The sequence below is a fragment of the Corynebacterium confusum genome (assembly GCF_030408715.1).
Taxonomy (GTDB): Bacteria; Actinomycetota; Actinomycetes; order Mycobacteriales; family Mycobacteriaceae; genus Corynebacterium; species Corynebacterium confusum.
The window spans coordinates 1,101,414-1,126,815 of the sequence record NZ_CP047202.1 but is presented as its reverse complement, the minus strand read 5'-3'; the positions used below and the strand labels follow the sequence as shown (position 1 = coordinate 1,126,815).

The 25,402-nt window shown below is 66.7% G+C and carries 22 protein-coding genes and 1 pseudogene; 8 read left to right on the top strand and 15 right to left on the bottom strand.

Annotation, left to right across the window (positions count from 1 at the left end; translation table 11 throughout):
- Nucleotides 1–25 precede the first annotated feature (25 nt).
- The gene (locus CCONF_RS05300; RefSeq protein WP_290225966.1) at nucleotides 26–1,246 is read right to left on the bottom strand and encodes a DoxX family protein; all 1,221 of its coding nucleotides are present in this window, start codon (nucleotides 1,244–1,246) and stop codon (nucleotides 26–28) included.
- Between the two features lie 149 nt (nucleotides 1,247–1,395).
- On the opposite strand from CCONF_RS05300, the pseudogene CCONF_RS05295 reads away from it, so the two are divergent.
- A pseudogene (locus CCONF_RS05295) lies at nucleotides 1,396–2,478 on the top strand (glutathione S-transferase C-terminal domain-containing protein).
- An 18-nt stretch (nucleotides 2,479–2,496) separates the two neighbouring features.
- Here the strand turns inward: CCONF_RS05295 and CCONF_RS05290 are convergent.
- Entirely contained in the window at nucleotides 2,497–3,372 is an 876-nt protein-coding gene (locus CCONF_RS05290; protein WP_290225965.1) for a LysR family transcriptional regulator ArgP, read from the bottom strand.
- Nucleotides 3,373–3,441: 69 nt separating this feature from the next.
- Between CCONF_RS05290 and CCONF_RS05285 the strand changes: the two genes are divergently transcribed.
- On the top strand, nucleotides 3,442–4,152 hold the full coding sequence (locus CCONF_RS05285; protein WP_290225963.1) for a LysE/ArgO family amino acid transporter: 711 nt from the start codon (nucleotides 3,442–3,444) through the stop codon (nucleotides 4,150–4,152).
- Nucleotides 4,153–4,201: 49 nt separating this feature from the next.
- Here CCONF_RS05285 and CCONF_RS05280 read toward each other — a convergent pair whose 3' ends face one another.
- Together CCONF_RS05280 and gatB are read right to left on the bottom strand one after the other, a co-directional pair.
- Entirely contained in the window at nucleotides 4,202–5,626 is a 1,425-nt protein-coding gene (locus CCONF_RS05280) for a YkvI family membrane protein (protein ID WP_290225961.1), read from the bottom strand.
- 337 nt (nucleotides 5,627–5,963) lie between these two features.
- Nucleotides 5,964–7,469 (bottom strand): Asp-tRNA(Asn)/Glu-tRNA(Gln) amidotransferase subunit GatB, encoded by a 1,506-nt coding sequence (gene gatB, locus CCONF_RS05275; protein WP_290226278.1) that lies wholly within the window; start codon nucleotides 7,467–7,469, stop codon nucleotides 5,964–5,966.
- Between the two features lie 65 nt (nucleotides 7,470–7,534).
- On the opposite strand from gatB, the gene CCONF_RS05270 reads away from it, so the two are divergent.
- A complete protein-coding gene (locus CCONF_RS05270; RefSeq protein ID WP_290225959.1) occupies nucleotides 7,535–8,326 on the top strand; it encodes a DUF4261 domain-containing protein in 792 nt (263 codons plus the stop codon).
- Between the two features lie 24 nt (nucleotides 8,327–8,350).
- Here CCONF_RS05270 and CCONF_RS05265 read toward each other — a convergent pair whose 3' ends face one another.
- Entirely contained in the window at nucleotides 8,351–9,382 is a 1,032-nt protein-coding gene (locus tag CCONF_RS05265) for an ATP-dependent 6-phosphofructokinase (RefSeq protein WP_290225957.1), read from the bottom strand.
- A gap of 10 nt (nucleotides 9,383–9,392) precedes the next feature.
- Nucleotides 9,393–10,829 carry an MFS transporter gene (locus CCONF_RS05260; protein ID WP_290225954.1) on the bottom strand — a complete coding sequence of 479 codons (1,437 nt, stop codon included), beginning with the start codon at nucleotides 10,827–10,829 and terminating at the stop codon, nucleotides 9,393–9,395.
- A gap of 81 nt (nucleotides 10,830–10,910) precedes the next feature.
- Here CCONF_RS05260 and CCONF_RS05255 point away from each other — a divergent pair, with 81 nt between their 5' ends.
- The gene (locus CCONF_RS05255) at nucleotides 10,911–11,234 is read left to right on the top strand and encodes a hypothetical protein (protein ID WP_290225952.1); all 324 of its coding nucleotides are present in this window, start codon (nucleotides 10,911–10,913) and stop codon (nucleotides 11,232–11,234) included.
- 32 nt (nucleotides 11,235–11,266) lie between these two features.
- Here CCONF_RS05255 and CCONF_RS05250 read toward each other — a convergent pair whose 3' ends face one another.
- Complete coding sequence (locus CCONF_RS05250; protein WP_353959517.1) at nucleotides 11,267–12,334, bottom strand: SIP domain-containing protein; 1,068 nt, start codon at nucleotides 12,332–12,334, stop codon at nucleotides 11,267–11,269.
- 165 nt (nucleotides 12,335–12,499) lie between these two features.
- Here CCONF_RS05250 and CCONF_RS05245 point away from each other — a divergent pair, with 165 nt between their 5' ends.
- The gene (locus CCONF_RS05245; protein WP_290225951.1) at nucleotides 12,500–13,516 is read left to right on the top strand and encodes a formamidase; all 1,017 of its coding nucleotides are present in this window, start codon (nucleotides 12,500–12,502) and stop codon (nucleotides 13,514–13,516) included.
- A 125-nt stretch (nucleotides 13,517–13,641) separates the two neighbouring features.
- On the opposite strand, the gene CCONF_RS05240 is transcribed toward CCONF_RS05245, so the two are convergent.
- The 4 genes from CCONF_RS05240 to CCONF_RS05225 form a co-directional block, all read right to left on the bottom strand.
- The gene (locus tag CCONF_RS05240) at nucleotides 13,642–14,577 is read right to left on the bottom strand and encodes an META domain-containing protein (protein ID WP_290225948.1); all 936 of its coding nucleotides are present in this window, start codon (nucleotides 14,575–14,577) and stop codon (nucleotides 13,642–13,644) included.
- 102 nt (nucleotides 14,578–14,679) lie between these two features.
- Nucleotides 14,680–16,173 carry an Asp-tRNA(Asn)/Glu-tRNA(Gln) amidotransferase subunit GatA gene (gene gatA / locus CCONF_RS05235; protein WP_290225946.1) on the bottom strand — a complete coding sequence of 498 codons (1,494 nt, stop codon included), beginning with the start codon at nucleotides 16,171–16,173 and terminating at the stop codon, nucleotides 14,680–14,682.
- Nucleotides 16,174–16,470 (bottom strand): Asp-tRNA(Asn)/Glu-tRNA(Gln) amidotransferase subunit GatC, encoded by a 297-nt coding sequence (gatC, locus tag CCONF_RS05230; protein ID WP_290225944.1) that lies wholly within the window; start codon nucleotides 16,468–16,470, stop codon nucleotides 16,174–16,176.
- Nucleotides 16,471–16,633: 163 nt separating this feature from the next.
- Nucleotides 16,634–17,443 carry a sulfite exporter TauE/SafE family protein gene (locus CCONF_RS05225; protein ID WP_290225942.1) on the bottom strand — a complete coding sequence of 270 codons (810 nt, stop codon included), beginning with the start codon at nucleotides 17,441–17,443 and terminating at the stop codon, nucleotides 16,634–16,636.
- Between the two features lie 209 nt (nucleotides 17,444–17,652).
- Between CCONF_RS05225 and CCONF_RS05220 the strand changes: the two genes are divergently transcribed.
- Nucleotides 17,653–18,339 (top strand): ACT domain-containing protein, encoded by a 687-nt coding sequence (locus CCONF_RS05220; RefSeq protein WP_290225940.1) that lies wholly within the window; start codon nucleotides 17,653–17,655, stop codon nucleotides 18,337–18,339.
- On the opposite strand, the gene CCONF_RS05215 is transcribed toward CCONF_RS05220, so the two are convergent.
- Together CCONF_RS05215 and ligA are read right to left on the bottom strand one after the other, a co-directional pair.
- On the bottom strand, nucleotides 18,336–19,106 hold the full coding sequence (locus CCONF_RS05215; protein ID WP_290225938.1) for an HAD family hydrolase: 771 nt from the start codon (nucleotides 19,104–19,106) through the stop codon (nucleotides 18,336–18,338). The genes CCONF_RS05220 and CCONF_RS05215 overlap by 4 nt on opposite strands.
- Nucleotides 19,107–19,165: 59 nt before the next feature.
- Complete coding sequence (gene ligA, locus CCONF_RS05210; protein ID WP_290225935.1) at nucleotides 19,166–21,244, bottom strand: NAD-dependent DNA ligase LigA; 2,079 nt, start codon at nucleotides 21,242–21,244, stop codon at nucleotides 19,166–19,168.
- A 107-nt stretch (nucleotides 21,245–21,351) separates the two neighbouring features.
- Between ligA and CCONF_RS05205 the strand changes: the two genes are divergently transcribed.
- Together CCONF_RS05205 and CCONF_RS05200 are read left to right on the top strand one after the other, a co-directional pair.
- Nucleotides 21,352–22,023 carry a 3'-5' exonuclease gene (locus tag CCONF_RS05205; RefSeq protein ID WP_290225934.1) on the top strand — a complete coding sequence of 224 codons (672 nt, stop codon included), beginning with the start codon at nucleotides 21,352–21,354 and terminating at the stop codon, nucleotides 22,021–22,023.
- 88 nt (nucleotides 22,024–22,111) lie between these two features.
- Nucleotides 22,112–23,266 carry a DUF8462 domain-containing protein gene (locus CCONF_RS05200; RefSeq protein WP_290225932.1) on the top strand — a complete coding sequence of 385 codons (1,155 nt, stop codon included), beginning with the start codon at nucleotides 22,112–22,114 and terminating at the stop codon, nucleotides 23,264–23,266.
- On the opposite strand, the gene CCONF_RS05195 is transcribed toward CCONF_RS05200, so the two are convergent.
- Nucleotides 23,263–24,207, bottom strand: a complete 945-nt coding sequence (locus CCONF_RS05195; RefSeq protein WP_290225930.1) for a uroporphyrinogen decarboxylase/cobalamine-independent methonine synthase family protein — start codon at nucleotides 24,205–24,207, stop codon at nucleotides 23,263–23,265. The two genes, CCONF_RS05200 and CCONF_RS05195, sit on opposite strands and share 4 nt — an antisense overlap.
- Nucleotides 24,208–24,241: 34 nt before the next feature.
- On the bottom strand, nucleotides 24,242–25,327 hold the full coding sequence (gene mnmA, locus CCONF_RS05190; protein WP_290225929.1) for a tRNA 2-thiouridine(34) synthase MnmA: 1,086 nt from the start codon (nucleotides 25,325–25,327) through the stop codon (nucleotides 24,242–24,244).
- Between the last annotated feature and the right edge of the window lie 75 nt (nucleotides 25,328–25,402).

Here is a 25,402-nt window from a genome sequence, read left to right as displayed (position 1 = left end):
AGCGCCTACTCGGCGTGCGCTTGGGCTAGTTCAGCGGGTTTACCCCCGCGCCGAACCACCAGATGGCGCCCAGGGCGACCAAGCCCAAAACGATGAAGACCCACGAGGACGCCAGCGGACGACGCGCCCACGAGCGGCCGAAGTCCAGCGAGATAACGCCCGGGCCGGTGAACTGGACACCCAGAGCAATAACGAACAACACGACCGATAGCCACACCGACTCCGGCCAGTTAAAGACGTTCAGCCCGGCCCCAGTGACAGCGAGAGCATGCAGGGCGGTAAAGCCGGTGACGAGGGTCGCTAGCATCGCCGCAACTGGCGTCAACAGGCCCAAAACCAGGAAGGCGCCGGCAACCAGCTGCGCGACGGGGACGCCGACCCCCAGAATGTTGGCCCACGGGTAGCCGGCGAATTGCTCAGTGACCTCGCTCAGGCCCGCGGAATCGCCCAGCTGCAGCAGCGGGCGCAGGCCCGCCAGGATGAGGTAGACGCCCAAGCCGAGGCGGACCAGCAATAGGCCAAAGTCGATGGTGCCGCGCTTGGCAGAGGCGGTGGTTTCGGAAGCATCGGGGGCATCGGCAGCGTCGGTGGTGCCGGCGTAGAGGAGCTGCCCGTCGGCATCGTACTGCTCGCCGGCCGGGACCTGGGAGGTCGCGGCATAGTCCGGCTCGTTCGGATCCAGTGCCATGGTCTCCTGCGGCGCGGCAGCCGGCTGGTAGCGGGTAGCGGGCTCGTCGGAGCGGCGCTCGGCGAAGTCGCGATCGGCATAGGCCTCAGACTCGCGCGGCTCCCGGGTCCCGCGAGGCTCACGCGATTCACGAGACTCGCGGTCCAGATGGACGGTCGGATCGGCCGCGGCAGCCGGCGTGGCGGCCGGCGCACCGGAGGCGCTAAAGGCCGTGGTCTCGGCCTCGTTACCTGCTGCCGGGACCCCGGCGGCGTCCTCTGCTTCCGGCTCGGCGGCGGCAGCACGCGGCTCGATGTTCTGCGGCTGGGCGCGACCGGCACGCTCGAAGAGGGAGCTCCGCTTCGGCGCGGGCTTGCTCGGAGCGCCGGACTGGGCGGACTCGGCCTTCTCGCCCGGCTTGGCAGTCTGGCCGAACTCGGTGGTCTCCGGGGCATCGTCGCGCTTTAGGGGACGCGCGGTGCCCTGGCCGGAAGACTGGGAGGGCCCAGTGTAGGTGGGAACGTCGTCAAAGTCATCGCCTAGGTCACGGGCGTTATCTGGCTTGTTGTTCTGGGTCATACCTGCCAACTTAGGCTAGCTGAGCATCCGCGCGGACCACCGACCTCGGCGCGCCGCGACATCGTATGCAAATCGAGACCCCTCCTACTTTGTTGACACGTCACGCTTGTCGCTACACTAGGGCTACTAGCCAAGACCTAGGAGGAACCATGGCCGACAAGAACCACGACTGGGCCGGCGACCCGCACAACGCCTCCCCGGACGGCGAATTCGTCCGCGACACCAACTACATCACCGACCGCTTCGTCGCCGGGCTCACCGAGCGCCGCAACAACGACGACGGCACCGCCAGCTGGCCGATGGCCGCCGACCGCTACCGACTCATCGCCGCCCGCGCCTGCCCGTGGGCGCACCGCTCCGTTATCACCCGCCGCCTGATGGGCCTGGAGGACACCCTTTCGCTGGGCCTGACTGGCCCGACCCACGACGTGCGCTCCTGGACCTTCGACCTGGATCCCGACGGCGTCGACCCGGTCCTGCGCATTCCCCGCCTGCAGGACGCCTACTTCGCCCGCTTCCCCGATTACCCGCGCGGGATCACCGTGCCGGCGGTCGTGTAGGTGGCCAGCGGGAAGGTCGTGACGAACGACTACAACAGCATCGTGCGCGGCTTCATCACCGAGTGGACCGACTTCCACCGCGCCGGCGCCCCGGACCTCTACCCCGCCGAGCACGCCGCCGAAATCGACGAGCTCAACGAGTACATCTTCCGCAACATCAACAACGGCGTCTATCGCTGCGGTTTCGCCGGCAGCCAGGAGGCCTACGAAAAGGCCTACGCGGACCTCTGGGAGGCCCTCGACTGGGTCGAAAAGCGCCTGGGCCGCCAGCGCTACATGGTCGGCGAGCATCTCACCGAGACCGATATCCGCCTCTTCGTCACGCTGGTGCGCTTCGATCCGGTCTACTACTCCCACTTCAAGTGCTCCCGCCACAAGACCTCGAAGCTGCCGAACATCCGCGGCTACCTGCAGGAACTTTTCCAGATTCCGGGCTTCGGCGACACCACCGACTTCACCGAAATCAAGCAGCACTATTTCATCGTGCACAAGGAAGTAAACCCCACCCAGGTCGTCCCGGTCGGCCCGGACATGTCCTGGCTGGCCCAGCAGCACGACCGCGACCGCTTCGGCGGGCGCCCCTTCGCCGAGGGCACCACGCTGCCCGGCGCCCTGCCCCGCGGCGAGGAGCTCAAAAACCCGGAGCCCTTCCAGGTAGAGCTCTTCGGCTAAGCCGCGCTAGGCAACGCGCTAAGCAACTAGTCCCTCCCGGGCGGCGCGCACGACAGAGTCAGTAAGCTCCTCGAGCACCTCGGATTCTAGCCGCCAGCGCTGCCAGTACAGATCGACGTCCAGCGGGTCCCCGTCGAGCAGCACCACCTGCCCACTGCCGAGCAGCGGCCGCGCCTGGGCCTCGGCCACCAGGCCCCAGCCCAGGCCCGCGCGGACGGCCTCGACGTAGCCCTCGGCCGACGGAATCTCCGAGATATTGGCCCGGATGACGTGCGAGTCGATGAAGCGCTCCTGCATGGCGTCGTCGAGCACCTGGTCGTGCGGGCCGTACATCACCACCGGCATCTGCGTCCACGACATGCCCTCCGCCGTCCGATGCCGCCGAGCCAGCCCCGGCGCCGCCACCGCCACCAACCTTTGCTTGCCCAGGTACGTCGACTCGCAGCCGCTGACCGGCAGCTCCTCGCGGGTTACCGCGCCGAGGACGTCGCCGCGCCTAAGCATCGCCAGCGTGCGGGCCTCGTCCTCGATAAGCAGGCGCAACGATGCCTTGCCCCCGTCAGCCACGTCCTCCAGCACTGGGCAGAACCAGGTCGCCAGGGAGTCGGCATTGACGGCCACGGACAGGGGCACGCGCGCCAGCCGTTTTTGCAGGCGGGCGTTGGTCTCGGCCTGGACGAGGGCCATGCGGCGGGCGGCTTGGACGAGGACTTCGCCGGCATCGGTTGCCATCACGGGAGTCGAGCGGCGCAGCAGGACGCGGCCGGTGCTGGTCTCCAGGGCCTTGACGCGCTGGCTGACGGCGGACGGTGATACCCCTAACACTCGGGCGGCGCCGTCGAAGCTGCCTTCGTCCACAATTGCCAGCATGGTTTCCAGATGAAGCGGGTTCATGAAGCATAGCTTAACTAGATTTAGTCTGATTAACTAGACTTCACTTGTTCCCGGCGGCACACTAGAGATATGTCGATCATCGTAGCTGGTTTCGCCCTGGGTATCTCCCTCATCGTCGCCATCGGACCCCAGAATGCCCTCCTTCTGAAACAGGGCATCCGCCGCCACGCTATAGGCGTGGTGATCGCTATCTGCGCGGCCAGCGACATCATCATGATCCTCGGCGGCACTGCCGGCGTCGGCTTCTTGGTCGACCGATTCCCTTGGGCGCTGACCATCCTCAAGTACGCGGGCGCGGCCTACCTGGCCTATTTCACGTTCCTGTGCTTCAGCGACGCCCTCACCCCCGACGGCAAGGCCCTGGACGCCGGCGCGACGCCCAACAAGACCGAGGAGATCGAATCCTTCGGCACCTCCCCCGACACCCGCGGCGGCGTGGCCACCGTGGCCACCAAGACCCGCCGGGTCATCCGCCGCAAGATGCAGGAAAAGACCTGGCTCAAGCCGGCCCTGGCCGCCGTGGCCATCTGCTGGCTCAACCCAGCCGCCTACGTCGACGTGCTCGTCATGTTGGGCGGCGTGGCCAACCAGTACGGCCCCGACGACCGCTGGCTCTTTGCCGGCGGCGCCATCTGCGCCAGCCTCGTCTGGTTCCCCGCCATCGGCTACGGCGCGGCAAAGTTCTCCGACGTTCTGGCGCAGCCGAAGGTCTGGCGGGTCATTAACTTCGCCATCGGCTGCATCATGATTGGTCTGATCATCAAGCTGCTAATACACTAAAAGCCCCGCCGGAGAGCTCGTCTCCGCGGGGCGCCGGTGCGGTTTTTAGTTAGTTCTTCTGCTCGCTAGTGGAAGCGTCGGTGCCGGTGGTCTCGGCAGCGTCGGCCTCGGGGTCCCCGGAGGCGCCGGTTTCCTCGATCCACTGCTTGATTTCTTCCTCGGAGCGGCCTTCCTCAACGTTGTCGCGCTCGGTGTAGTAGCTGACGTCGTTGCGGTTTTCGTCGTAGTCCTTGAGGTCGAAGTCGACTTCCTCGTCGTTGTTGAGGTCGTCGGTGACCTCGTCGACGATGTCGTTGTAGAGCGCCTCGCGCTCCAGGTTGGAGTCGACCAGCTGCTGGCCTATCTCGTCGTCGTAGCGCGCGGCGTCGTACTCCTTGTTCGGGTGCAGCTTCAGGTGCAGCAGCGCGCGGATGCGCTCGCGGCGCACGCCCTCGTCCTTGATCTGGGACTGGCTGCGGAACCAGGCGAAGACCAAGATGGCCACCATGACGATGCCCATGTAGCCGATCACCGGGTAGACGTAGTTCATCAGGGTCTTGAAGCCGGCAAACGAGACCGCGAAGCCGGCCAGGCAGCCCGCGACGAAGATGACGCGGTAGCGGCTCTCGTGGCCGGCGGACAGGCGCTTACCCAGCGCGTAGAACATGCCGATGGCGGTGTTGAAAATCATCAGGTAGATGATGACGGCCATGATGCCGCCCAGCACGGAGCCCATCTCGTCGACGAGCATCAGCATCGGGATGTCGGAGTCGCCGATCTTGTCGGCGTTCATCAGCAGGGAGAAGCCCGCCATGCTCATCATGATGAAGTAGATGACGCCGCCGATGATGCCGCCCAGACCGGCCTCGCGCGGGTCGATGTTGTCGCCGCCGATAACCAGGGACATGGACACGGCCAGCATCAAGGCCAGGCCGTTGTAGTTGAGGGCGGAGACCAGCCAGTTGCCGATGGGCGAATCAATCTGGCCGGAGTGCTCCATGGCCAGGGTGACGTCCTCGGGCATGTTAAACAGCGTGTAGATGAAAACTAGGATGACCGCGATGATGATGGTCGGGGTCAGCGTGCCGATGACCTTGGACACCTTGTCGACGTCCAGCATGCCGCACACCAGCACGAGGATGAGCATCAGCAGGGAGCCGACCCAGGCCGGCCAGCCGAACTGCTGCTCCATGTTGGAGCCGGCGCCGGCGAGCATCACGAAGCCGACGGCGAACAGCGTGATGACAACCGCGATATCCAGCAGCTTGGAGACAATCGGGTGGGTCACGCGGCGGAAGACGGTGTTGTGCTCCGAGGCGTGGAAGTAACTACCCAGCTGCAAGAAGACGGTGCCGGCCAGCGTCATGATGATGCCGGCGACGATGATGCCCCACACGCCGTTGGCGCCGAAGGAGGTGAAGTATTGCACGATCTCCTGGCCCGTCGCGAAGCCGGCGCCAACCAGCAGGCCGATGAAGGCCAAGGCGATGCTCATTGATTTGGTAATAGACACAACTTTCCTAGTTCTGCTAGACAATGATCAAGTCTCAAGCGCGCACCGTGGGCTAGGGACTCAGCCAGTCTAGGCCCGCCGCGGCCCGAGGGGGCAAGCATGCAACTAAACCCTGGCGCAGCTCAGTGGCGCGCGCTGTCGTCCCAAAGCATAACGCACCAGCTCCCGCCGACCCGTGTGCGGTGCAGCCAGTTCACCCCTACCTGTGAGGCGCTTAACGTCTAGCTGGGTCTTTCGGCAGGAAAGGCCTCCGAATACGCCAAAGACCCGCGGATATCATTTTGATAACATCCGCGGGTCTGGGTAAACGCTGTGCGGTCTAGTTGAGCTTTTCAGCAATCAACTTGTTGACCTGGCCCGGGTCGGCCTTGCCCTGGGTGGCCTTCATGACCGCGCCCACGATAGCGCCAGTGACCTTCTTGTTGCCGGAGCGGTACTTCTCCACGATGTCCGGGTTGGCGGCTAGGGCGTCGTCGACAGCCTTCTCGATGGCGCCGTCGTCGCGGACAACCTCGAGGCCGCGCGCGGCCACGACCTCGTCGACGTCACCCTCGCCGGCCAGCACGCCGTCGACGGCCTGGCGGGCCAGCTTGGTGGTCAGCTTACCCTCGGCCACCAGGGCGCACACGCGGGCAACCTGCTGCGGGCTAATCGACAGGTCGGCCAGCGCCACGCCGGCCTCGTTGGCCTTGCCGGAGAGGTAGGCGACCCACCAAGAACGGGCATCGGAAGCCGGGGCGCCGGCCTCGACGGTGTCCACGATGAGGTCAAGGGCGCCGGCGTTGACCAAGTCGCGCATCTCCTCGTCCGTCAGGCCCCACTCCTGTTGGATGCGGGCGCGGCGGACCCACGGCAGCTCCGGCAGCGTGGCGCGGATTTCCTCGACCCACTCGCGCGGGGCGATGACCGGCGGCAGGTCCGGGTCGTTGAAGTAACGGTAGTCCTCAGCGGTCTCCTTGGGGCGCCCCTTGGAGGTTGTGCCGTCGGCCTCCTGGTAGTGGCGGGTCTCCTGGACGATCTCGCCGCCGTCCTCGATGACCTGGGCCTGGCGCTGCATCTCGAAGCGCACAGCCTGCTCGACGGACTTCAACGAGTTAATGTTCTTGGTCTCGGTGCGGGTACCGAACTCCTCCTGGCCGATGGGGCGCAGGGACAGGTTGGAGTCCACGCGCATGGACCCCTGGTCCATGCGGGCATCGGACACCCCCAGGGCGGCCACCAGATCGCGCAGGGCGGAGACATAGGCCTTGGCGACCTCGGGGGCGCGCTCACCGGCTCCGATGATCGGCTTGGTGACGATTTCAATCAGCGGGATGCCGGCGCGGTTGCAGTCCACCAGGGACTTCGTCGCGCCGTGGATGCGGCCGTCGGCGCCGCCCAGGTGGGTCAGCTTGCCGGTGTCTTCCTCCATGTGGGCGCGCTCGATCTCGACGCGCCACTCGGTGCCGTCCTCGAGCTGGACGTCCAGGTAGCCGTCGTACGCAATGGGCTCGTCGTACTGGGAGATCTGGTAGTTCTTCGGCTGGTCCGGGTAGAAGTAGTTTTTCCGGGCGAACCGGGAGGACTCCGCGATGGAGCAGTTCAGCGCCAGCCCAATCTTGATGGCCCATTCCACGCCCTTGGCGTTAACGACCGGCAGCGCGCCCGGCAGCCCCAGGGACACCGGGTCCACGTTGCTGTTCGGGGCGGCGCTGAAATTGGTGGCCGAGGTGGAAAACATCTTGGTTTCGGTATCCAACTCGACATGCACTTCCATGCCCATGACGGGTTCAAACTTTTCCAAGACCTCATCGAAGTCCATCAGGTCATACATCGCAGCAGTCATGCGTGCCATCTTAGTACGTTATTTTTCCTCGCCGGCAACTGGTCTTTTTGCCTATGCTGGGGCGCATGGATACCCCGAATAGCGTAGCCGCCGACCTTGTCAACGCCCCGTTGGTCAACGTCGTCTATTGCCGCAACTTACCCGCCGAGAAAGAATTAGCCGCCGCCATGCGCGACACCTTCGGCGACCAGCTCAGCCCGCTTAAACCCGGCCCCTCACCGGAGTTGCAGGTGGCCCAGGCCCGCGATTGCACCATTACGTTCAAGCTTGTCGATGCCGCCCCTGACCTCAGCGAGGTCGAGCCCCACCCGGAGCTCAACGACGGCTCGGTCGACGTTTCCAGCGCCGCCAGCTACCTGTTGGTCACGGTCTTCCCCGACAACGCCCACCTCGAGCGCGGCAAGAAGTACCGGGAGGACCGCCTGCGCCAGATCAACATGTTGTCGGTAGCCACTCTCGCCGCCCTGAAGACCCCGGGCGCACTCGCAGCCTTGGTGCCGCGGGCCGGGGTGACCATTAGCGCGCCGCGCTTTATCCAGCTGGCCGATAGCGGCGAGCTGGCGATGACGGCCGTGGGCGTGTGGGTACGCCCCTCCGAGGACGCCGACCGCTGGTACGCCTACTCCGTCGGCCTTATCCAGGCCGGACACCCGGAGGTGCAGATCCGCAACGCGCCCGGGGAGCCCAACGACTTCTACGCGGTGCTGCGCGGGCTCGTTTCTTATGTGCTGGACGGCAACACCGTCCGCGCGGGCGACTCCCTGACCATCGTCGAGGAACGGCCGGCCATCACCGTGGCCGAGGACAGATGGGTGGTAGACCCGCAGCTGCCAGCGCTGCGCCTCGACGTCGCGTAGGGGCTGCCCTACCGCGGGCCCGCGCTAGCCGAAGAGCGCCTTGGCGGTGGCGTAGCGGGCGGGCGGGACGACCTTGAGCTCGCCGACGGCATCGGCAAGCGGGACTAGCTCAATCTTTTCCCCGTGCAGGGCCACGCACTGGCCGGACTTGCCGGCGTGGGCGGCGCGGGCCGCGTGGACGCCGTAGCGGGTGGCCAGCACGCGGTCGTAGGCGGTCGGGGTGCCGCCGCGCTGGATGTGGCCGAGCACCGTGGTGCGCACGTCGTAGCCGGTGCGGCGCTTAATTTCGTCGCCGATAACCTGGCCGACGCCGTTGAAGGTCTGGTGCCCGAACTGGTCGGTATCACCCTCGGTAAATTCCATGGTCCCCTCCTTCGGGAGGGCGCCTTCGGCCACACAGATGATGCCGTACTTCTCCCCCATCTGGAAGCGGCGCTCCATGGCCTTGGTGATTTCGGCGATGTCGAAGGGTTCTTCCGGGATGACGGTGTAGTGCGCGCCGCCGGCCATGCCCGCGTGCAGCGCGATCCAGCCAACGTGGCGTCCCATGACCTCCACGATGAGGATGCGGTTGTGGGACTCGGCGGTGGTGTGCAGGCGGTCGATGGCGTCGGTAGCCACGGACACGGCCGTGTCGAAGCCGAAAGTAAAGTCGGTGGCGTTGACGTCGTTGTCGATGGTCTTCGGCACGCCGATGACCGGGATCCCGTTGTCCGCCAGCCACTGCGCGCCCTTTAAGGTGCCCTCGCCGCCGATGGCGATGAGCGCGTCGATGCCAGCGTCGGCGAGGTTCTCCTTAATTTGGCCCAGGCCGGCCTTGAACTTGTCCGGGTGCAGGCGGCCGGTGCCCAGGATGGTGCCGCCGCGCAGGAGGATGCGGTCAATCTCGGCGTCGTCGTAGAGGTCGCGCCGGCGGTCTTCCATGAGGCCTACCCAGCCGTCTTCGTATCCGACCACCGTGTCGCCGAATTCGCTAGAGGCGGTGCGCACCACGGCGCGGATTACTGCATTCAGCCCGGGGCAGTCGCCGCCGGAGGTCAAGGTGGCAAGTCGCATGCTCACCAGCTTAACGCCTCTCGGGCTTCCCCGCCCCGCCGTGCAACGTATCCCGGAAGAAGCTGACCGTCACCAGGCCCGCGGCCAGCGCCGCGATGATCGCCCAGAGGGAGTGCGCCAGACCGGCGACCAGGCCGAAGGCGGCCTGCCCGGCCTGCATGGCCGCCGAGACCACCGCCACGCCGATCACCGAACCGACCTGCCGGGCGGTGTTGTAGGCGCCGGAGGCCGCGCCCATGAGCGTAGCCGGGAGATCGCGCATGGCGGTCGCGGAGTTGGTCCCCCAAATAAACGACTGGCCCAGGCCCAGTAGCCCCAGCGGCAGGGCCAGCCACGCGGCCGCGTGCCCGCCGAGCATTACCCACCACGCAAGGACGAAGGCTCCGAGCGAGACCGCGAATCCGAACTGCGACAGCGCCCGCGGGTGCAGCTTGTCGACCAGGATGCCGGCGAACGGGGTTACCAGCATGGAGACCACCGCCATGGGCACCACGATGAGCCCGGCCTGGTTGGCCGGCAGGTCCTGCACGCCCTGCATCCATATCATCATCGGCAGCATCATGGCCGCGGCCATAAAGCCCATGGTGGAGATGGAGGCCACGCCCAGGCTGTAGTTGCGGTCGGCAAAGAGCGCGGGTGGGATGAGCGGCTCGGTGCCGCGCCGGCCGGCCGTGGCCTGCAGGCGGGCGAAGACGATAAGTCCGGCGATGCCGGCCGCCAGTAGAGCCCAGACCCACCAGCGCCAACCGAGCCCGGGGCCTTGCTGGATGGCGAAGACGATGGCGGCCATGGCCACGAGGGAGACGGCGGCGGAGGTAGCATCGATAGCCCGGGCGACCGTCGGCAGCTTCGGCACCCAGCGGGTGGCCAGGATGATGGCGGCCGCGGCAAAGGGCAGGTGGAGCCAGAAGACGCCGTGCCAGCCGACCAGGCTGACCACCAGCCCGCCGGCTACCGGGCCGGTCAAGGAGGCCAGCGAGCCGACGATGCCCCACACGCCGAGTGCGCGGCCGCGACGCTCGCGGGCGAAAACGCAGTTGATAACGGACATCGTCTGCGGCATCTGGATGGCAGCGCCCAGGCCTTGGACGGCGCGGGCGGCGATGAGCCATTCGATGCTGGGCGAGAGCGCACACAGCAGCGCACCGACGGCGAAGAGCCCCACGCCGAGGCGGAACATCAGCCGCTGGCCGTAGATATCGCCCAAGCGGCCGGTAAACAGCAGGGGGACCACGGCGGCCAGCAGGTAGATGGACGAAACCCACATCGCCTGGTTGATGGATGCTCCCATGTCTGCGGCGATGGCCGGCAGCGCCACGGCCACCATGGTCTGGTCCAGCAGGGAGATGAAAAACCCGAGGCTCAGCGCGATCATCGCGCGCCACGCCTGCGGTTCGGGCAACACCGTCGATGCCGCGGGCTGCTGCGGGGGTCTATCACGCGTCATGGACAACGAGTCTAGCCCCTCCGGGCAGGCCGGCTTCCGAAACTATTTACCGCGGGTCGCCGGGCGGACTAGGGTGATGGCATGGGAATGATTGATATCAAGAAGCCAGAAAACGTCAGCACCGCCACGACGGTCACCCTGGGCCTTATCGGCGGTTGGGTCACGGCCAAAGAGACGGGCGTGCGCCCGCTGGGCGGCGTCATCCTGGGCGCCGCTGGCCTGTGGGCTGGCCGCTCCTGGGCGGCCAAGACGAATGCCGCCACCACCGCCGGTCTGTCGGCGCTCTACCTGGGCGCTTTCGGCGCCTCGCACCCGCTGGCCAAGAAGATCGGCGCCTGGCCGTCCGTGCTGGCCGTGACCGCCGCAACCGCCGGCGCCGCCTACGCTCTCTCGGACGCCAAGTAGCCGAGAGACAAACTTCTGCGCGGTCGGATTAGTTAATCCGCCGCGCCTTTTTCTTCGGCTTCCATCGCCGCGACGAATTCGCCCTTGGTGGACTGCCACAGGTCCTCGGTCATGCCGAGACGCCAGTAACCGGAGATGGACACGTCGGTCTTATCGACGCCGTTTTCCTTGAACAGGAAGCGACGCAGGTCCTTGATCATCTCGGCCACGCCGTGGATGAACCAGCTGGTGCGGCCAGCCGGGATGCCGTGGTTGCGGACCGCGGCGGCCAGCGGTGCGCCCGGGGTCGCGCCGTTGCGGTAGACCCACTGGACGGTCGCCCCCGGACGCTCGGGCATTTCGATCTCGTGGCCGGGGGCCTCGACCTCGACAAAGGCGGTCGCCTGCGCGCCCGCCGGCAGCTTCTCTAGGGCGGCGGCGACGGCCGGGGCGGCCGCCTCGTCGCCGGCCAAGACGAAGGTCTCGTAGCCGGGCTCGGGCTTCCACTTGCCTCCGGGACCGGCGAAGCCAAATTCGTGACCTACCTCGACATCGCGGGCCCAGGGGCCGGCGAGGCCGGCATCGCCGTGCAGGACGAAGTCGACCTCGCACTCTCCCGTTTGCGTGTCGACGCTGCGCAGGGTATAGGTGCGTGTGACCGGGCGCAGGTGCCGCGGCTGGTTGGCGCGAGCGTCGGCCAGGTCGAAGGGCCAGGCGTAGTCGGCACCCTCGGGCACGAAGAGGATCTTGATGTAGTGATCCGTCTTGTCGAGATCCTGGCCCACCAGGCCCGGCGCTGAGATGGTCAGGCGCACCATGTCGGGGGAAATCTGGCGCTTGGCGGTGACGGTGGCGCCGTGGGCCTTGCGCTTGGGTTTGCGCGGGGCCGGTGCCGGAGTTTGGCCGACGGAGCCGGCGGCCTTTTCCTCGCGCCGCCGCAGCTTCTCCGCCCGCTTTTCTTCCTTTCGGGCGCGGCGGGAATCATAGTGGGCTTGGGACTGCCCGGCCTGGAAACCGCGGTCGAAGCCGTTTTCAAAGCCGGCCCCGAAACCTTGGCTGAAGCCGGCCTGGAAACCGGCGCGGTACGGCTCGTCCGGGGTGTATGCAGAATTCTCACTCATTTGGGTAAGGCTACCCTACAGACATTTTTCTTGCTAGGGCCCAATAGTCACCAGCTGGGCAGTCTGGTCAGCGAGATCACCAGCGGCCATGAGACACGACTGTGCCACGAGTCACACTATAGGCTGGGGGGCGCACCACCCATTCAACCCCAAGGAGTGTTTTCCATGTCCAGCACTGGTAGCGTCAGCGCCTCCCCCAACGGCCTGTTGATGGCCCTCATCCAATACCCCGTACCCGTGGTCAACCACCCCGACGACGTGCAGCGCAACGTCGACGAGATTTGCCGCATGGTAGCCAGCACCAAGGCCGGCTACCCGGAGCTCGACCTCATTGTTTTCCCCGAGTACTCCTCGTCTGGGCTCAACACCAAGATCTGGTCCTACGACGAGTTCCTCATCGGCCTCGACGATCCCAAGGTCGAGCAGTACAAGGCCGCCTGCCGGGACAACGACGTCTGGGGCGTGTTCTCCATCATGGAGCCCAACCACGAGGAGGGCAAGCCGCCGTTTAACACCGCCATCATGATCGACAACACGGGCGAGATTGCCCTGCACTACCGCAAGCTACAGCCCTGGACCCCAATCGAGCCCTGGTACCCGGGCGACCTCGGCATGCCAGTGGCCGACGGCCCGAAGGGCTCCAAGATCGCCCTAAATATCTGCCACGACGGCATGTTCCCGGAGCTGGCCCGCGAGGCCGCCTACAAGGGCGCGAACGTCTACATCCGCATCTCCGGCTACTCCACCCAGACCCAGGACTCCTGGATCATGACCAACCGTTCCAACGCCTACCAGAACCTCATGTTCACCGCGTCGGTGAACCTAGCCGGCTACGACGGCACTTTCTACTACTTCGGCGAGGGCAACGTCTGCAACTACGACGGCGGCATGATTTCCGAGGGCCACCGCAACCCGGGCGAGATTGTCACCGCGGAGATCTACCCCGCGCTCGCCGACCAGGCCCGCCAGAACTGGGCGCTGGAGAACAACATCTACAACCTGGGCAACCGCGGCTACGTCGGCTACCCCGGCGGAAAGACCGAGAACTACCTGACCTGGGTCCGCGACTTGGCCAACGGCGAGTACAAGCTGCCGTGGGACGACGAGGTCCGCATCAAGGACGGCTGGAAGTACTACCCGGATGGCCCGCAGCTGGGCCCGCTGCCGGACGAGTACAAATAAGGTGACGAACCCTAAAAAGGGCTAGCCTTCCCCGGACAAACATTTGACCCCTCCCGCAAGCGCGGGAGGGGTCAAATTGAGGAATTACGCGGCGGGACTGTCAATATCCGCGTCTGAAGTACGCCTTAGGCCGTGGCACCTGCCGGACCAGTCTGGTCGGCGGTGGTGTCCGGCTGGACGACGCCTTCGTCGTCCACGTTAGCAGTCTCGGCACCGGTGTTCCCCGCCTGGGATGCATCCTGGTTCGCTTCTGCCCCAAGGACAGGGGTCTCGTCACTTGCCGCGCCGTCAGCTTCCGGAGCGGTCGCCGGGGCGCTTGCCTCCGGCTGGGTGGAAGCGTCCGGGCCCGCCGGCTGGGTGGCCGGGGCGTCGCCGTCACCCTCCTCGGCCTGGGCGGGCTTGAACTCGATGGCGTCGTCGCCGGCGGCCAGGGCCAGGGTGGAGTCGTCGAGCTGGTAGATGGCCGGCTTAGATTCGAGGATCTTGGTGATGGCGGCGGCATCGGCCATGGCGGCCGGCTCGCAGGCCATCTGGGTCGAGGTGATGGTGCCGACCTCGAGGGCGCCCTCGGAGTCGAAGCTGTAGTCGGCGGTGCCGCCGTTGCAGCCGTCCTCGAAGCTCAAGGTGCCGTCATCCTGGAGCGTGATGCTGACAGCATCCGGCTTGACGGTGGATACCAGCTTGCCGGAGATGGTCTCGTTGCCTTCCTTCGGCTGCAGCTTGGTCGCACCCTCCGGCAGGGTGGTCACCAGCTCGGACTGTGCTGCGTCGCCGTCCTCGGACGGGGTGGCGGTCGCTGCAGACGCAGCAGACTCGGTGGACTCGGTCGACTCGGCGCCGGAGTTAGCGGCGGTCGAGGCGGCCTCGCTGTTGGAGCTCAGGCCCAGCAGCTGCTCGAGCAGCTCCGGGGTCACGACGCTGGACAGCTGGTCCACGGCGGACGTTTCCTGAGCAGGTTCTTGAGAATTGGCGGGCGCGGCCATTGCTGCCGGGGCCGACAGGGCAAGGCCGGCAGCCACGGCGGTCGAAGCGGTCAGGGTCTTGATTTTCTTGGAAACCATGTGCCATAACCTACCGCCACAATCGTCACACGCAACCCATCCGATACAAAAAGAAGGTTCCCCGTATGGAAAAAACAGGGAACCTTCAGTTACCGGCGGCGGTTAGTCCGCGGAGTTGCGGCCGGCCTCGTAGGCGGCGCCCACTCTGTACAGGCGGTCATCGGCAAAGGCCGGGGCCATGATCTGCAGGCCGGTCGGCAGGCCGGAGTCGCTGGCCATGCCGGACGGTACGGACATGCCGCACAGGCCCGCCAGGTTCAGTGGCAGGGTGCACAGGTCGAAGTTGTACATGGCCATCGGGTCTTCGACCTTCTCCCCCAGCTTGAACGCCGTGGTCGGAGTGGTCGGCGAGACCAGCACGTCGACCTGCTCGAAGGCCTTGGCGAAGTCCTGAGCAATCAGGGTGCGCACGCGCTGGGCCTGCAGGTAGTAGGCGTCGTAGTAGCCCACGGACAGCGCGTAGGTACCCAGCATGATGCGGCGCTTGACCTCGGGTCCGAAGCCCTCGGCGCGGGACATGCTCATGACCTGCTCGGCGGAGTGGTTGCCGTCGTCGCCGACGCGCAGGCCGTAGCGCATGCCGTCGAAACGGGCCAGGTTAGAAGAGACCTCGCAGGGCATGATGAGGTAGTAGGCGGCCAGGGCGTCGTCGAAGTGCGGGCAGTCGATCTCGACGGTCTCGGCGCCCTGGGCCACCAGCTGGTCCACGGCCTGGTGGTAGGCCTCCATTACGCCCGGCTGCCAGCCGTCGCGCTCGAACTGCTTGATGAGACCGAGCTTGACGCCGCTGAGATCGCCTTGCGCGCCCTCGCGGGCGGCGGCGACCACGTCGGCAACCGGCTTGTCCACGCTGGTGGCGTCGAAGGCGTCGTGGCCGGCAATGACCTCGTGCAGCAGCGCGGTGTCCAGGACGGTGCGCGCGCACGGGCCAGCCTGGTCCAGGGAGGACGCCGCGGCGATGAGACCGTAGCGGGAGACGGTGCCGTAGGTCGGCTTCACGCCGACGGTGTTGGTCAGGGCGGCTGGCTGGCGGATGGAACCGCCGGTATCGGTGCCGATGCCCAGCGGGGCCTGGCCGGCGGCCAGCGCCGCGCTGGTGCCGCCGCCGGAACCGCCCGGGGTGCGCTCGATGTCGTACGGGTTGTGCACCGGGCCGTAGGCGGAATTCTCGCTGGACGAGCCCATGGCGAACTCATCCAGGTTAGTCTTGCCCAGGATCGGGATGCCGGCCTCACGCAGCTTGGTGACCACGGTGGCATCATAAGGCGAGATCCAGCCCTCGAGCATCTTGGAGGCGGCGGTGGTCGGGGCATCAGTAGTAGTCAGCAGGTCCTTGAGGGCCAGTGGGACGCCAGCCAGTAACGAAGCCGGCTTCTCACCGGCGTCGAGGGCCTTGTCGACGGCATCGGCGGCCGCCAGCGCTTCCTCCGCGCCGACGTGGAGGAAGGCGTTGAGCTCGTCGTTGGTCTCCGCGATGCGATCGAGGAAGGCCTGCGTGACCTCGCGGGAAGTCAGCTCCCGGGAGTGGATCTTGTCCGCCAGCTCGGCGGCGCTCAGAGAGGTAATCCCCTCGTTCGGGGCAATAAAGGTGCTCATTTACTCTCCTCCCAGAATCTGCGGAACCGCGAAACGATCGTCCTCTGCGGACGGTGCCTGATCCAACGCCTGCTCGGCGTTCAGGGTCCGCACCACATTGTCCTCGCGCATGGTGGCGTTCAGCGAGTGCGGGTGGCTCATCGGCTCAACGCCGTCGGTGTCCACCTTGCCCACCGCAGAGACCGAGTCCACGATTTCATCAATCTGGCTAGCAAACTGTTCGAGCTCTTCCTCGCTCAAGGCCAAGCGGGAAAGCTTAGCCAAGTGCGCGACCTCGTCACGCGAAATCTCAGACACGTGAACTCCATCCCTTCTATTTGTGCGCCGCCCGCGCCGGCCTGACCCACCCAGCGGGCAGGCGACCAAGGGCTTGGGCAAGCGCACGGTATTTTCTATTTCAAGCTTTTGCTCCTCACCATGCTACTGCACCGCCCGCGGCAGCCGCGTAGGTGGTCTCCGCCTAGACGAACTGCCGCACCAGCGCCACCAGCGCGACGACGACGATCACCGCGCGCAGCACCTGGTTCGGCAGACGCTTGGCCACCTGCGCGCCGACCAAGCCACCGACGAGTCCCCCGGCGGCCACCACGGCCACCCCGATCCACAGGATCTCCGCGCCGAAGAAGGCCCAGGCTAAAAGGTAGACCAACGCGGCGGTGACGTTGACGAACAGGGACAGGAAGTTCTTCACCGGGTTGATGTCCTTGAGGCTGCGCCCAGTCATCACCGACAGGATGGCCATGTACAAAATCCCCTGCGCCGCGGTGAAGTAGCCGCCGTAAACCGCGGCCAACCCCATGGGGGCTACCACCCGGGGCAGGCGGTAGGCCTGGCCCACCTCGGCGCCGGAGGCGGCATCGTTAGCCGTGCCTTGTCCGGCCTGGGAGCGCGCGGCGAGCCAACGGGTCAATCTGGGCTGGAAGGTCACCATCACCAGGGCCACGACGATGAGGATGGGGATGACGAAATCGAGGGCATCCGACGGCGAGGCTAGCAACAGCAGGGAGCCGGCGGCCGAGGCCACGATGGTCACCAGGACCAGCGGGCCCAGGTAGGGCAGCTCGCGCCGTATTTCCTTGCGGAAGCCCCACGCTGAGCCCACCGACGCGAACATCATGCCGGTGGTATTGGTGCGCACCGCCACCCCGGGCGGCACCCCCAGGGCTAGGAGGACCGGAAGGGTGAGCAAGGAACCCGAGCCCACGGCCGAGTTGATAATCCCGGCCAGCACGGCCATGGCGAAAAGCAAAGCACCGCTAACAATGGACATGATCGGCTCCTTTCCCCGGGGATATTTACGCGGGCGGTTTAACGTGTCTCACATAGTAGTGTGCGCACGCTGCGTTTTCGCTATTAGTTTCCGCGGAAAGAAATGTATAGGCGGGGCGTCTATTGAGGCTTACGACACCCGACGGGTAGTATTTACGGGAAAACAAATCGTATCAACCGCGCTAGCCACAGAAAGAATTGTCTACTGTCATGTCCTTCCTCATCCGCGTTCTTCTTCCCGACACCCCGGGCAGTTTGGGCCAACTGGCCGACGCGATTGGCATGGTAGACGGCAATATTCAGTCGGTCGATATCGTCGAAAACTTCCCCGACGGCACCGTCATGGACGACATCGTGGTCGAGCTCGCCGCCGGCGGCATGGCCGATTCTCTCATTACGGCCGCCAGCACCGTCGACGGCGTCGAGGTGGATTCCATCCGCCCGTTCTCGGGCCGGGTGGACCGCCGCGGCCAGATTGCGCTGCTCGCCCGCGTGGCCTCCCACCTGCACGACGTGCGCGCGGCGATGACCGAGGTGGTCGCCGCCATCCCGAAGGCGCTGACCTCGACGTGGGCCATCGTCATCGATAACAACGAGCCGATCCACCGCATCGCCAGCTCGGACGCCGCCCCGGAGGACGACGGGACGACCCCGCACGACATCGAGGTCACCCAGGCCCGCGCTCTCAACCCGGAGGCCGATTCCTGGATCCCGGCCTCTTGGTCCCTGTTGGACTCGGCGCTGGCCGCCGCTCCCATCGGGGATACCGGCCTGGTCATGGCCATCGGCCGCACCGGCGGGCCCGACTACCTGGCCTCCGAGGTGGAGCACCTCGGCAATCTGGGCACCATCCTGGGAGCTTTCTTGAGCGACGGCCACGCGGGTACCGCGGACTAGTCCAGCAGCCGGCGCAGCCCTTCCGCCGCACTATCCACCACGGTCCCGGCGGCGGCCTGGACATCCCGCGGGGCCCAAGGGAAGGAGAAGGCCTGGCGCGAGAGCTGGAACATGGACAGATCGTTCCAGGAGTCCCCGAAGCTGTAGATTTCCATCTCCTCGTGGTCCCAGCCGGCGTGCCGGGCCACCCATTCCAGGCCGGCCCCCTTGGTGGTCCCAGCCGGAAGGATGTCCACGAACCCCTGGTTCTTGGTGGACTCGACCTCGTAATTGTCCAGCACCCAGCGGTGAATTTCGTCCTGGACCTGCGGGTTATCCGGCGTCCAGGTCGCCACCGCCACGAAGTCTTGGTCCGGGATGGCCTCCGGGGACGCGTAGGCGACCTGGGTGATGACGCCGGTATCCGCCGTGCTCACGCACTCGCGGAAGCAATAGTCCAGCCCGGTATGGGAAATCCCGTAGACGTTGGTGCCGGGCCACTCGGCCAAGCTGCGGACCAGCTGGGTCACCGCCGCCTTGTCCAGGCCGGCACGGTGGACGACCTGCCGGTTCCTGTCCGCGATGATCGCGCCGGTGACCAGGATGGAGTAGTCGAATTCCACCCCAGAGCCGGCCAGCGCCCGGTAGGCCTCGTTGTAGGACTTGCCCGTCGCCGCGACCGCGATATTGCCGGCCGCCTGCCACTCGGCGATGCCCTCGGCAATATCCGGGGCGAGCCCGTCGGGGAAATAGATGGTCCCGTCGAAATCAAAAGCGGCAATCTTCATGCTCTTGGTCCTTCCTCCCGGCTTCGGCGGTAACGCTCGAGGCGTCTTAAGCCTCCAGCCTATCCGTCCGCGTCTTCGCCGGCCGGCGCGCCATGAGCTAGTAAGTCCTCGAAGCCGGCCTCGTTAAGAATGGGCACGCCCAGGTCCTGGGCCTTCTGTTCCTTGGATCCGGCGTTTTCCCCGGCGACCAGGAAGTCGGTCTTCTTGGACACGGAGCCGGTGGCCTTCCCGCCGCGGCCGACGATGGCCTCTTTGGCCTCGTCGCGGCTGTAGCCTTCCAGGGTGCCGGTGACCACGATAGTAAGGCCCTCCAGGGTCTGGGGGCGCCGGGACTCGGCCGCGACCTCCATGCGCACGCCCGCGGCGGCCCAGCGCTCCACGATATTGACGTGCCAATCGACCTCGAACCAGGATTTGAAGGACTCCGCGATGATGGTGCCCACGCCCTCGGTCTCCGCCAGCTCCTCGACGTCGGCCGCGCGCAGCGCCTCCATCGAGCCGTAGCGGGTGGCCAACGCCCGCGCCGCGATGGGCCCGACGTGCCGGATGGACAGGGCCACCAACACGCGCCAGAAGTCGCGCTCCTTGGCCTCGCCCAGGTTGTCCAGCAGCGCGCGGCCGACCGTGTTGACCGCGATGTTGTCCGCGGACTTCGGCCCCTTCGCCTTCTTATCCGCCTTGGAGGTGTAGACGTCGGAGGCCAACAGCTTGTCTTCGGTCAGCTCGAAAAGCTCGGCCTCGTCTTCCAGGATGCCCTGCTCGATGAGATCCCAGGCTCCCTTCTCCCCCAGCGCCTCGATGTCGAGCGCCTTGCGGGAGGCCAGGTACTCCAGCCGCGCCGACAGCTGCGCCGGGCACGAGCGGGTGTTCGGGCAGCGCCAGTCGGCGTCGCCCTCTTTTTGCGGCGCGAGCGAGGTGCCGCAGGACGGGCAGTTTTCGGGGAAGGTCCACTCGACCTCGCTGCCGTCGCGGGCCTCGACGACCGGCCCCAAGACCTCGGGGATGATTTCGCCGGCCTTGCGGATGACCACGGTGTCGCCCACCAGCACGCCCTTGCGCTTGACCTCGGACTGGTTGTGCAGGGTGGCCATGGACACCGTCGAGCCGGAGACGAAGACCGGGTCCATCACCGCGAACGGAGTCACGCGCCCGGTGCGGCCCACGCCGACCTGGATATCCCGCAGGACGGTGGTGACCTCCTCGGGCGGGTACTTGTAAGCAATCGCCCAGCGCGGCGCCCGGGAGGTCGCGCCCAGCTGGCGCTGGGACGCCAGGTCATCGACCTTGACCACGAGGCCGTCCATCTCGAAGATGGCGTCGTGGCGGTGATCGGCCCAGTAGTTCACGCGCTCAATGACTTCTTCCGCCGAGTGCACCTGCTCGGTGTACGGCGAGACCGGCAGCCCCCAGGCCGCCAGGGCCTGGTAGGCGTGGTACTGCGAATCCGGGCTGAAGCCCTCGCGGGCGCCGATGCCGTGGCAGACCATCTTCAGCCGCCGCTTTTTCACCTCCGCCGGGTCCTTCATCCGCAGCCCGCCGGCCGCGGAGTTGCGCGGGTTGGCGAACGCGGGCTTGCCGTCCTCGACGCGCTCGGCGTTAATCGCGGCGAAGTCCTCCGGCCGCATGTAGACCTCGCCGCGGACTTCGACCAGCTCCGGCACCGGGAAGTCCGCGGTGACCTGCAGCTGCTGCGGGATGTCCTCGATGACCCGGGCGTTGGCCGTGATGTCCTCGCCGACCTGGCCGTCGCCGCGGGTGGCCGCGGAGCCCAGGCGCCCGGAACGGTAGACCAAGTCGATGGAGAGCCCGTCGATCTTCAGCTCGGTCAGGTAGGTCTTGGCTGGGGTGCGGGTGAGCCAGTCGCGCATCTCCGCCTCGCTGAAGACGTTGTCCAGGCTCATCATGCGCTCGAGGTGCTGGACGTCGGCGAACGGCGAGGCCGCGCCCACCTCGCGCGTCGGCGAATCCGGGACCGCCAACTCCGGGTGCTTTTCCTCCAGCTCCTGCAGGCGCCGGAAGAGCTTGTCAAAGTCGGCATCCGGGATCACCGGCTGCTCGTTGTAGTAGAGCTGCCGGTGCCGCCGCACTTCCTGGGCGAGCTCGTTCCATTCGCGTTGCACATCTGCTGGATTAGTCACGGTGCCCCAGTCTAGTCGCCTGGCCGCCGCTTCCCGGCCGGCGGGTAAAGCCGCCGTGTTTGCCCAGTCAGCCTCGTGTGTCCGGAGTGGCGACTAAGGTGAAAGCCATGAACTTCGACGCGACCCGCATGCTCTCCTTTGACCTGGAAACCACCTCGACCGACCCCCGCTCCGCCCGAATTGTCACCTCCGCGCTGGTCACCATTGACGGCCGCCACGTAGACAGGAAGGAGATGCTGGCGGATCCCGGCGTCGAGATCCCCGAGGCCGCCGCCCAGGTCCACGGGATTACCACCGAAAAGGCACGCGCGGAGGGCCGGCCGCACGACGAGGTCCTCGAAGAAACCGTAAGCGCCATCAAGCAGGCCTGGGACAACGGCCTGACCCTGGTGGTCTACAACGCGGCTTATGATCTCTCGGTCCTACGCGCCCTGACCGGGGACTTTACCGTGACCGGGCCGGTCTACGATCCCTTCGTCATCGACCGGGTCATGGACAAGTGGCGCAAGGGCAAGCGCACCCTGGGCGCGGTCTGCGAGCACTACGGGGTCAGCCTGGACAACGCGCACGAGGCGACCGCGGACGCCCTGGCCGCCGCGCGCGTGGCCTGGAAGCAGGTGCGCCAGGTCTTCCCCGAGCTCGCCCAGAAGGACGTCAACGAGCTGATGGAGTTCCAGGCCGTGCGCTGGTACCACGACCGGATGGACTTCAAGAAGTACCTGGAGGGCAAGGGCCGGGATGCCGAGAGCGTCTCCACTGCCTGGCCGATGATCAGCTAGGGCTCGAAGTCTCCAGACTCTCCAAGAGCTCCCAAAGTCTCCGAACTCTCCATAATCTCCATAATCTCCAGCTGATAGGATCCGGGACATGTCTGCACCCTCCCTCCCGCGGGACAACCCGTTCCGCCCCACCTTCGGCGCCGCTCCCCTGTACTGGGTCGGCCGCGAGGTCATCCTCCGTTCCTTCGAACGCGCGCTGGTCGGCACCGCCGGCACGCCCGGGCGCTCTCTGGTCATCAGCGGATCCCGCGGCATCGGCAAGACGGTCCTGCTCAACGAGCTCGAGGAACGCGCCCGCACCCAGGGATGGATCGTGTTGCGCGCCTCGGGCCGCAGCCCCATCGTGGAAGACTTCGTCGAGACCACCATCCCCGCGGCCATCGAGGGCATCAGCCCGCGCCCGACCACGCGGGTCAAGCAGGTGGGCCTCGGCAAGGTGGCCAGCATCGGCTTCGACACCGACGACCAGGCGCCCTACAAGCACAACCTCAACACCCGGCTGCGCGAGTTGTCGGGCCACCTCACCGGCACAGGCGTCCTCATCAGCATCGACGAGGCTCAGGACGCCTCGCTGGAGGATCTCACCACCATCGCCGTCGCCTACCAGGACTTAATCCGCGACGACCTCAACGTCGCGCTGGTGGTGGCGGGCCTGCCCCAGGGCATCGACAAGCTGCTGAGCCTGCCGGGAGCGACCTTCCTGCGGCGGGCGGAAAAATACCTGCTGGGCCCTTTGAACCAGTCCCTGACGGCGGAGGCCTTCGAGCTGACGGCCCGCGATAGCGGGATCAGCTTCAGCCCGGCCAGCATCCAGGCCGCGGTGGAGCTCTCCCACGGCTACCCCTACCTCGTGCAGCTGGTCGGCTCCCTGTCCTGGCAGCAGGCGGCCCTGCGCGCAGGCGGCGAGGACGGCGCCGTCATTACGGAGGCCGACGTCGCTGAGATAGCACCCCAGACCGTCTCCCTGATGGGCACCCAGGTCCACCAACCGGCGGTCAAGGAGCTCTCCCCGGCGCTGCGTGAATTCTTGGAGGCCATGGCCCAGGCGGCACCGACCGACCCGGTGGCCGTGCACGATATCGCCGCGGCGCTGGGCCGGACCTTGCGTTCCCTCTCCGGCACGCGCCAGCGGCTCATCGACGCCGACATCATCGAATCTCCCCGCTACGGCGAGCTCAACTTCACCCTGCCCTACCTGCGCGAGTACCTGCTGGCGCGGGACTCCGGCGGGCGGGTTAGCTAAAGGTCGCCCGCGTCGCGCTCGAGCATTGCTGCGACTCGATGAGCAAGCCGGTAGTCCCTGGCGGGCTCGTTAGGCCGGGCTGGGTAGACGTCCACCGCGTGGGTCAGTAGCGTGCGCGGCAGGCCCAGCCGATCGAGCAGGCGCGCGATAGCGATCGCCACGCCGCGGGCGGCATCCGGCTGGCCGGCAACTGCGTCCGCCGCCGTGATGCCCAGGCCCACGCGCGCGCCCGAATCCAGGTGTTGGCCCAGACCATCCAGGTCTTTAGGGGTGTCCAGCCGCGGCAGGTCCAGCAGCACCGTGTGGGCGGTGCGTGCCAGCTCCCACTGCGGGCCGTCCAGGTGCAGGTACTGGGCCTGGAACGGCGCCAGGGTGTCCGCGGCGACTTCGGCGGGCACCGCCGCGATGTCGTCGAAGTCGGTCACTCCCGGCAGGGTGCCGGCTAGGATCTGGGACAGGTAGGGCTCGTCCAGCTGCAGCACGACCTGCGCGCCGAAGCGGCGCGCCACGTCGGCGGCGTGGCGGTAAATGCCCTCCTGCAGGCCGAGGAAGAGGTCGCGGCGCGCGCCGCTGTCGGTGATAACGCGGTGCCCGTTGGCCAGCTCGATGGCGGCGGACAGGCTCCACGGCCCGACGGCCTGGATCTTGACTTGGGGCACGCTTTCGCCCCAGACGTCCTGGATTTCGTCCAGGTCGCGCTCCATCCGGTCCCAGGCCCGGCGGGTCAGCAGCTGCGGCCGGTCGGTCATCTGCCAGGCGCGCGGGCCGCGGTCGACCGCCACGAATTCCACCAGCCCGGCGGTGCGGCCGATAGCGTCCGAGCCCAGCCCGCGGTCGGGCAGCTGCGGCAGGTGCGGCAAAACGCCGGTCTCCCCCAGCACGATGTCGGCGGCCTCCGGCATGGAGGTGCCGGGCATGGGGCCGAGACCAAATCCAGTCACGCTGTCACCTTCTCTTTCGTGGGGGAGCAGCCGCCTAGGCCGTCTCGCAGATCGTGCCCGAGCCCAGGACGATGTCGCCGAGCTCGTCCTCGGTCGGCAGGTAGAGCACGGCGGCCTGTCCCCGGGCTACGCCGGACAACTGCCCGTGCAGCTCCAGGCGCATGTAATCGGCCGCGCGGTCGATATGCGCGGTGCACGGGACAACCGAACCGTGGGCGCGGACCTGGACCTCGCACCCCAGCGTGCCGTCCATGGTCGGGTGCAGGTACTTCAGCCGGTCCGCGCCAATGGCGGTCACGGCCAAGTCCTCCCGGGCGCCGACGGTGACGGTGCCGGTGGCAGCGTCGATATCCGTGACGTAGCGGGGCCGGCCGTCGGCGGCGGGCTGCTTGATGTCCAGGCCCTTGCGCTGGCCGATGGTGTAGTTCCAGGCGCCGTCGTGCTCTTTCAGCTCCTGGCCTTCCTGGTCCACGATCATGCCCGGGCGCAGGCCGATCCGCGCGCCCAGGAAGGCCTGGGTGTTGCCGTCGGGGATGAAGCAAATGTCGTAGGAGTCCGGCTTCTTCGCGGTGGAGAAGCCGTGGGCGGCCGCCTCCTCACGGATCTGCGGCTTCGGAGTGTCCCCGATGGGGAAATAGCAGTGCTCCAGCTCGTCGGCGGAAATCACGCCCAAAACGTAGGACTGGTCCTTGTTCTCGTCCTTGGACCGGCGCATGTAGCCGTGCTGGTCCAGGGTCGCGTAGTGGCCGGTGGCCACCGCGTCGAAGCCCAAGGCCATACCCTTTTGCAGCAGTGCGCGAAACTTGATCTTTTCGTTGCAGCGCAGGCAGGGGTTCGGGGTCTCGCCGCGGGCATAGGAGTCCACGAAATCCCCGATGACTTCCTCCTTGAACTGCTCCGAAAAGTCCCAGACGTAGAACGGGATGCCCAGCTTGTCGCAGATGCGGCGGGCGTCGGCGGAGTCCTCCAGCGAGCAGCACCCGCGGGCCTTCTCGCGGGTCTGCTGCGAGTCCTTGTGCAGCGCCAGGTGCACGCCGACGACGTCATGGCCCGCCTCCACCGCGCGGGCAGCCGCCACGGAGGAATCCACTCCGCCACTCATCGCTACCAGTACTCGCACGCCGCGCCACCTTTCTTCTCATCACTGCCGCCGGCCGGATTATCTCAAGCGGCTCAAAAGTCTACTCCCTTGGCC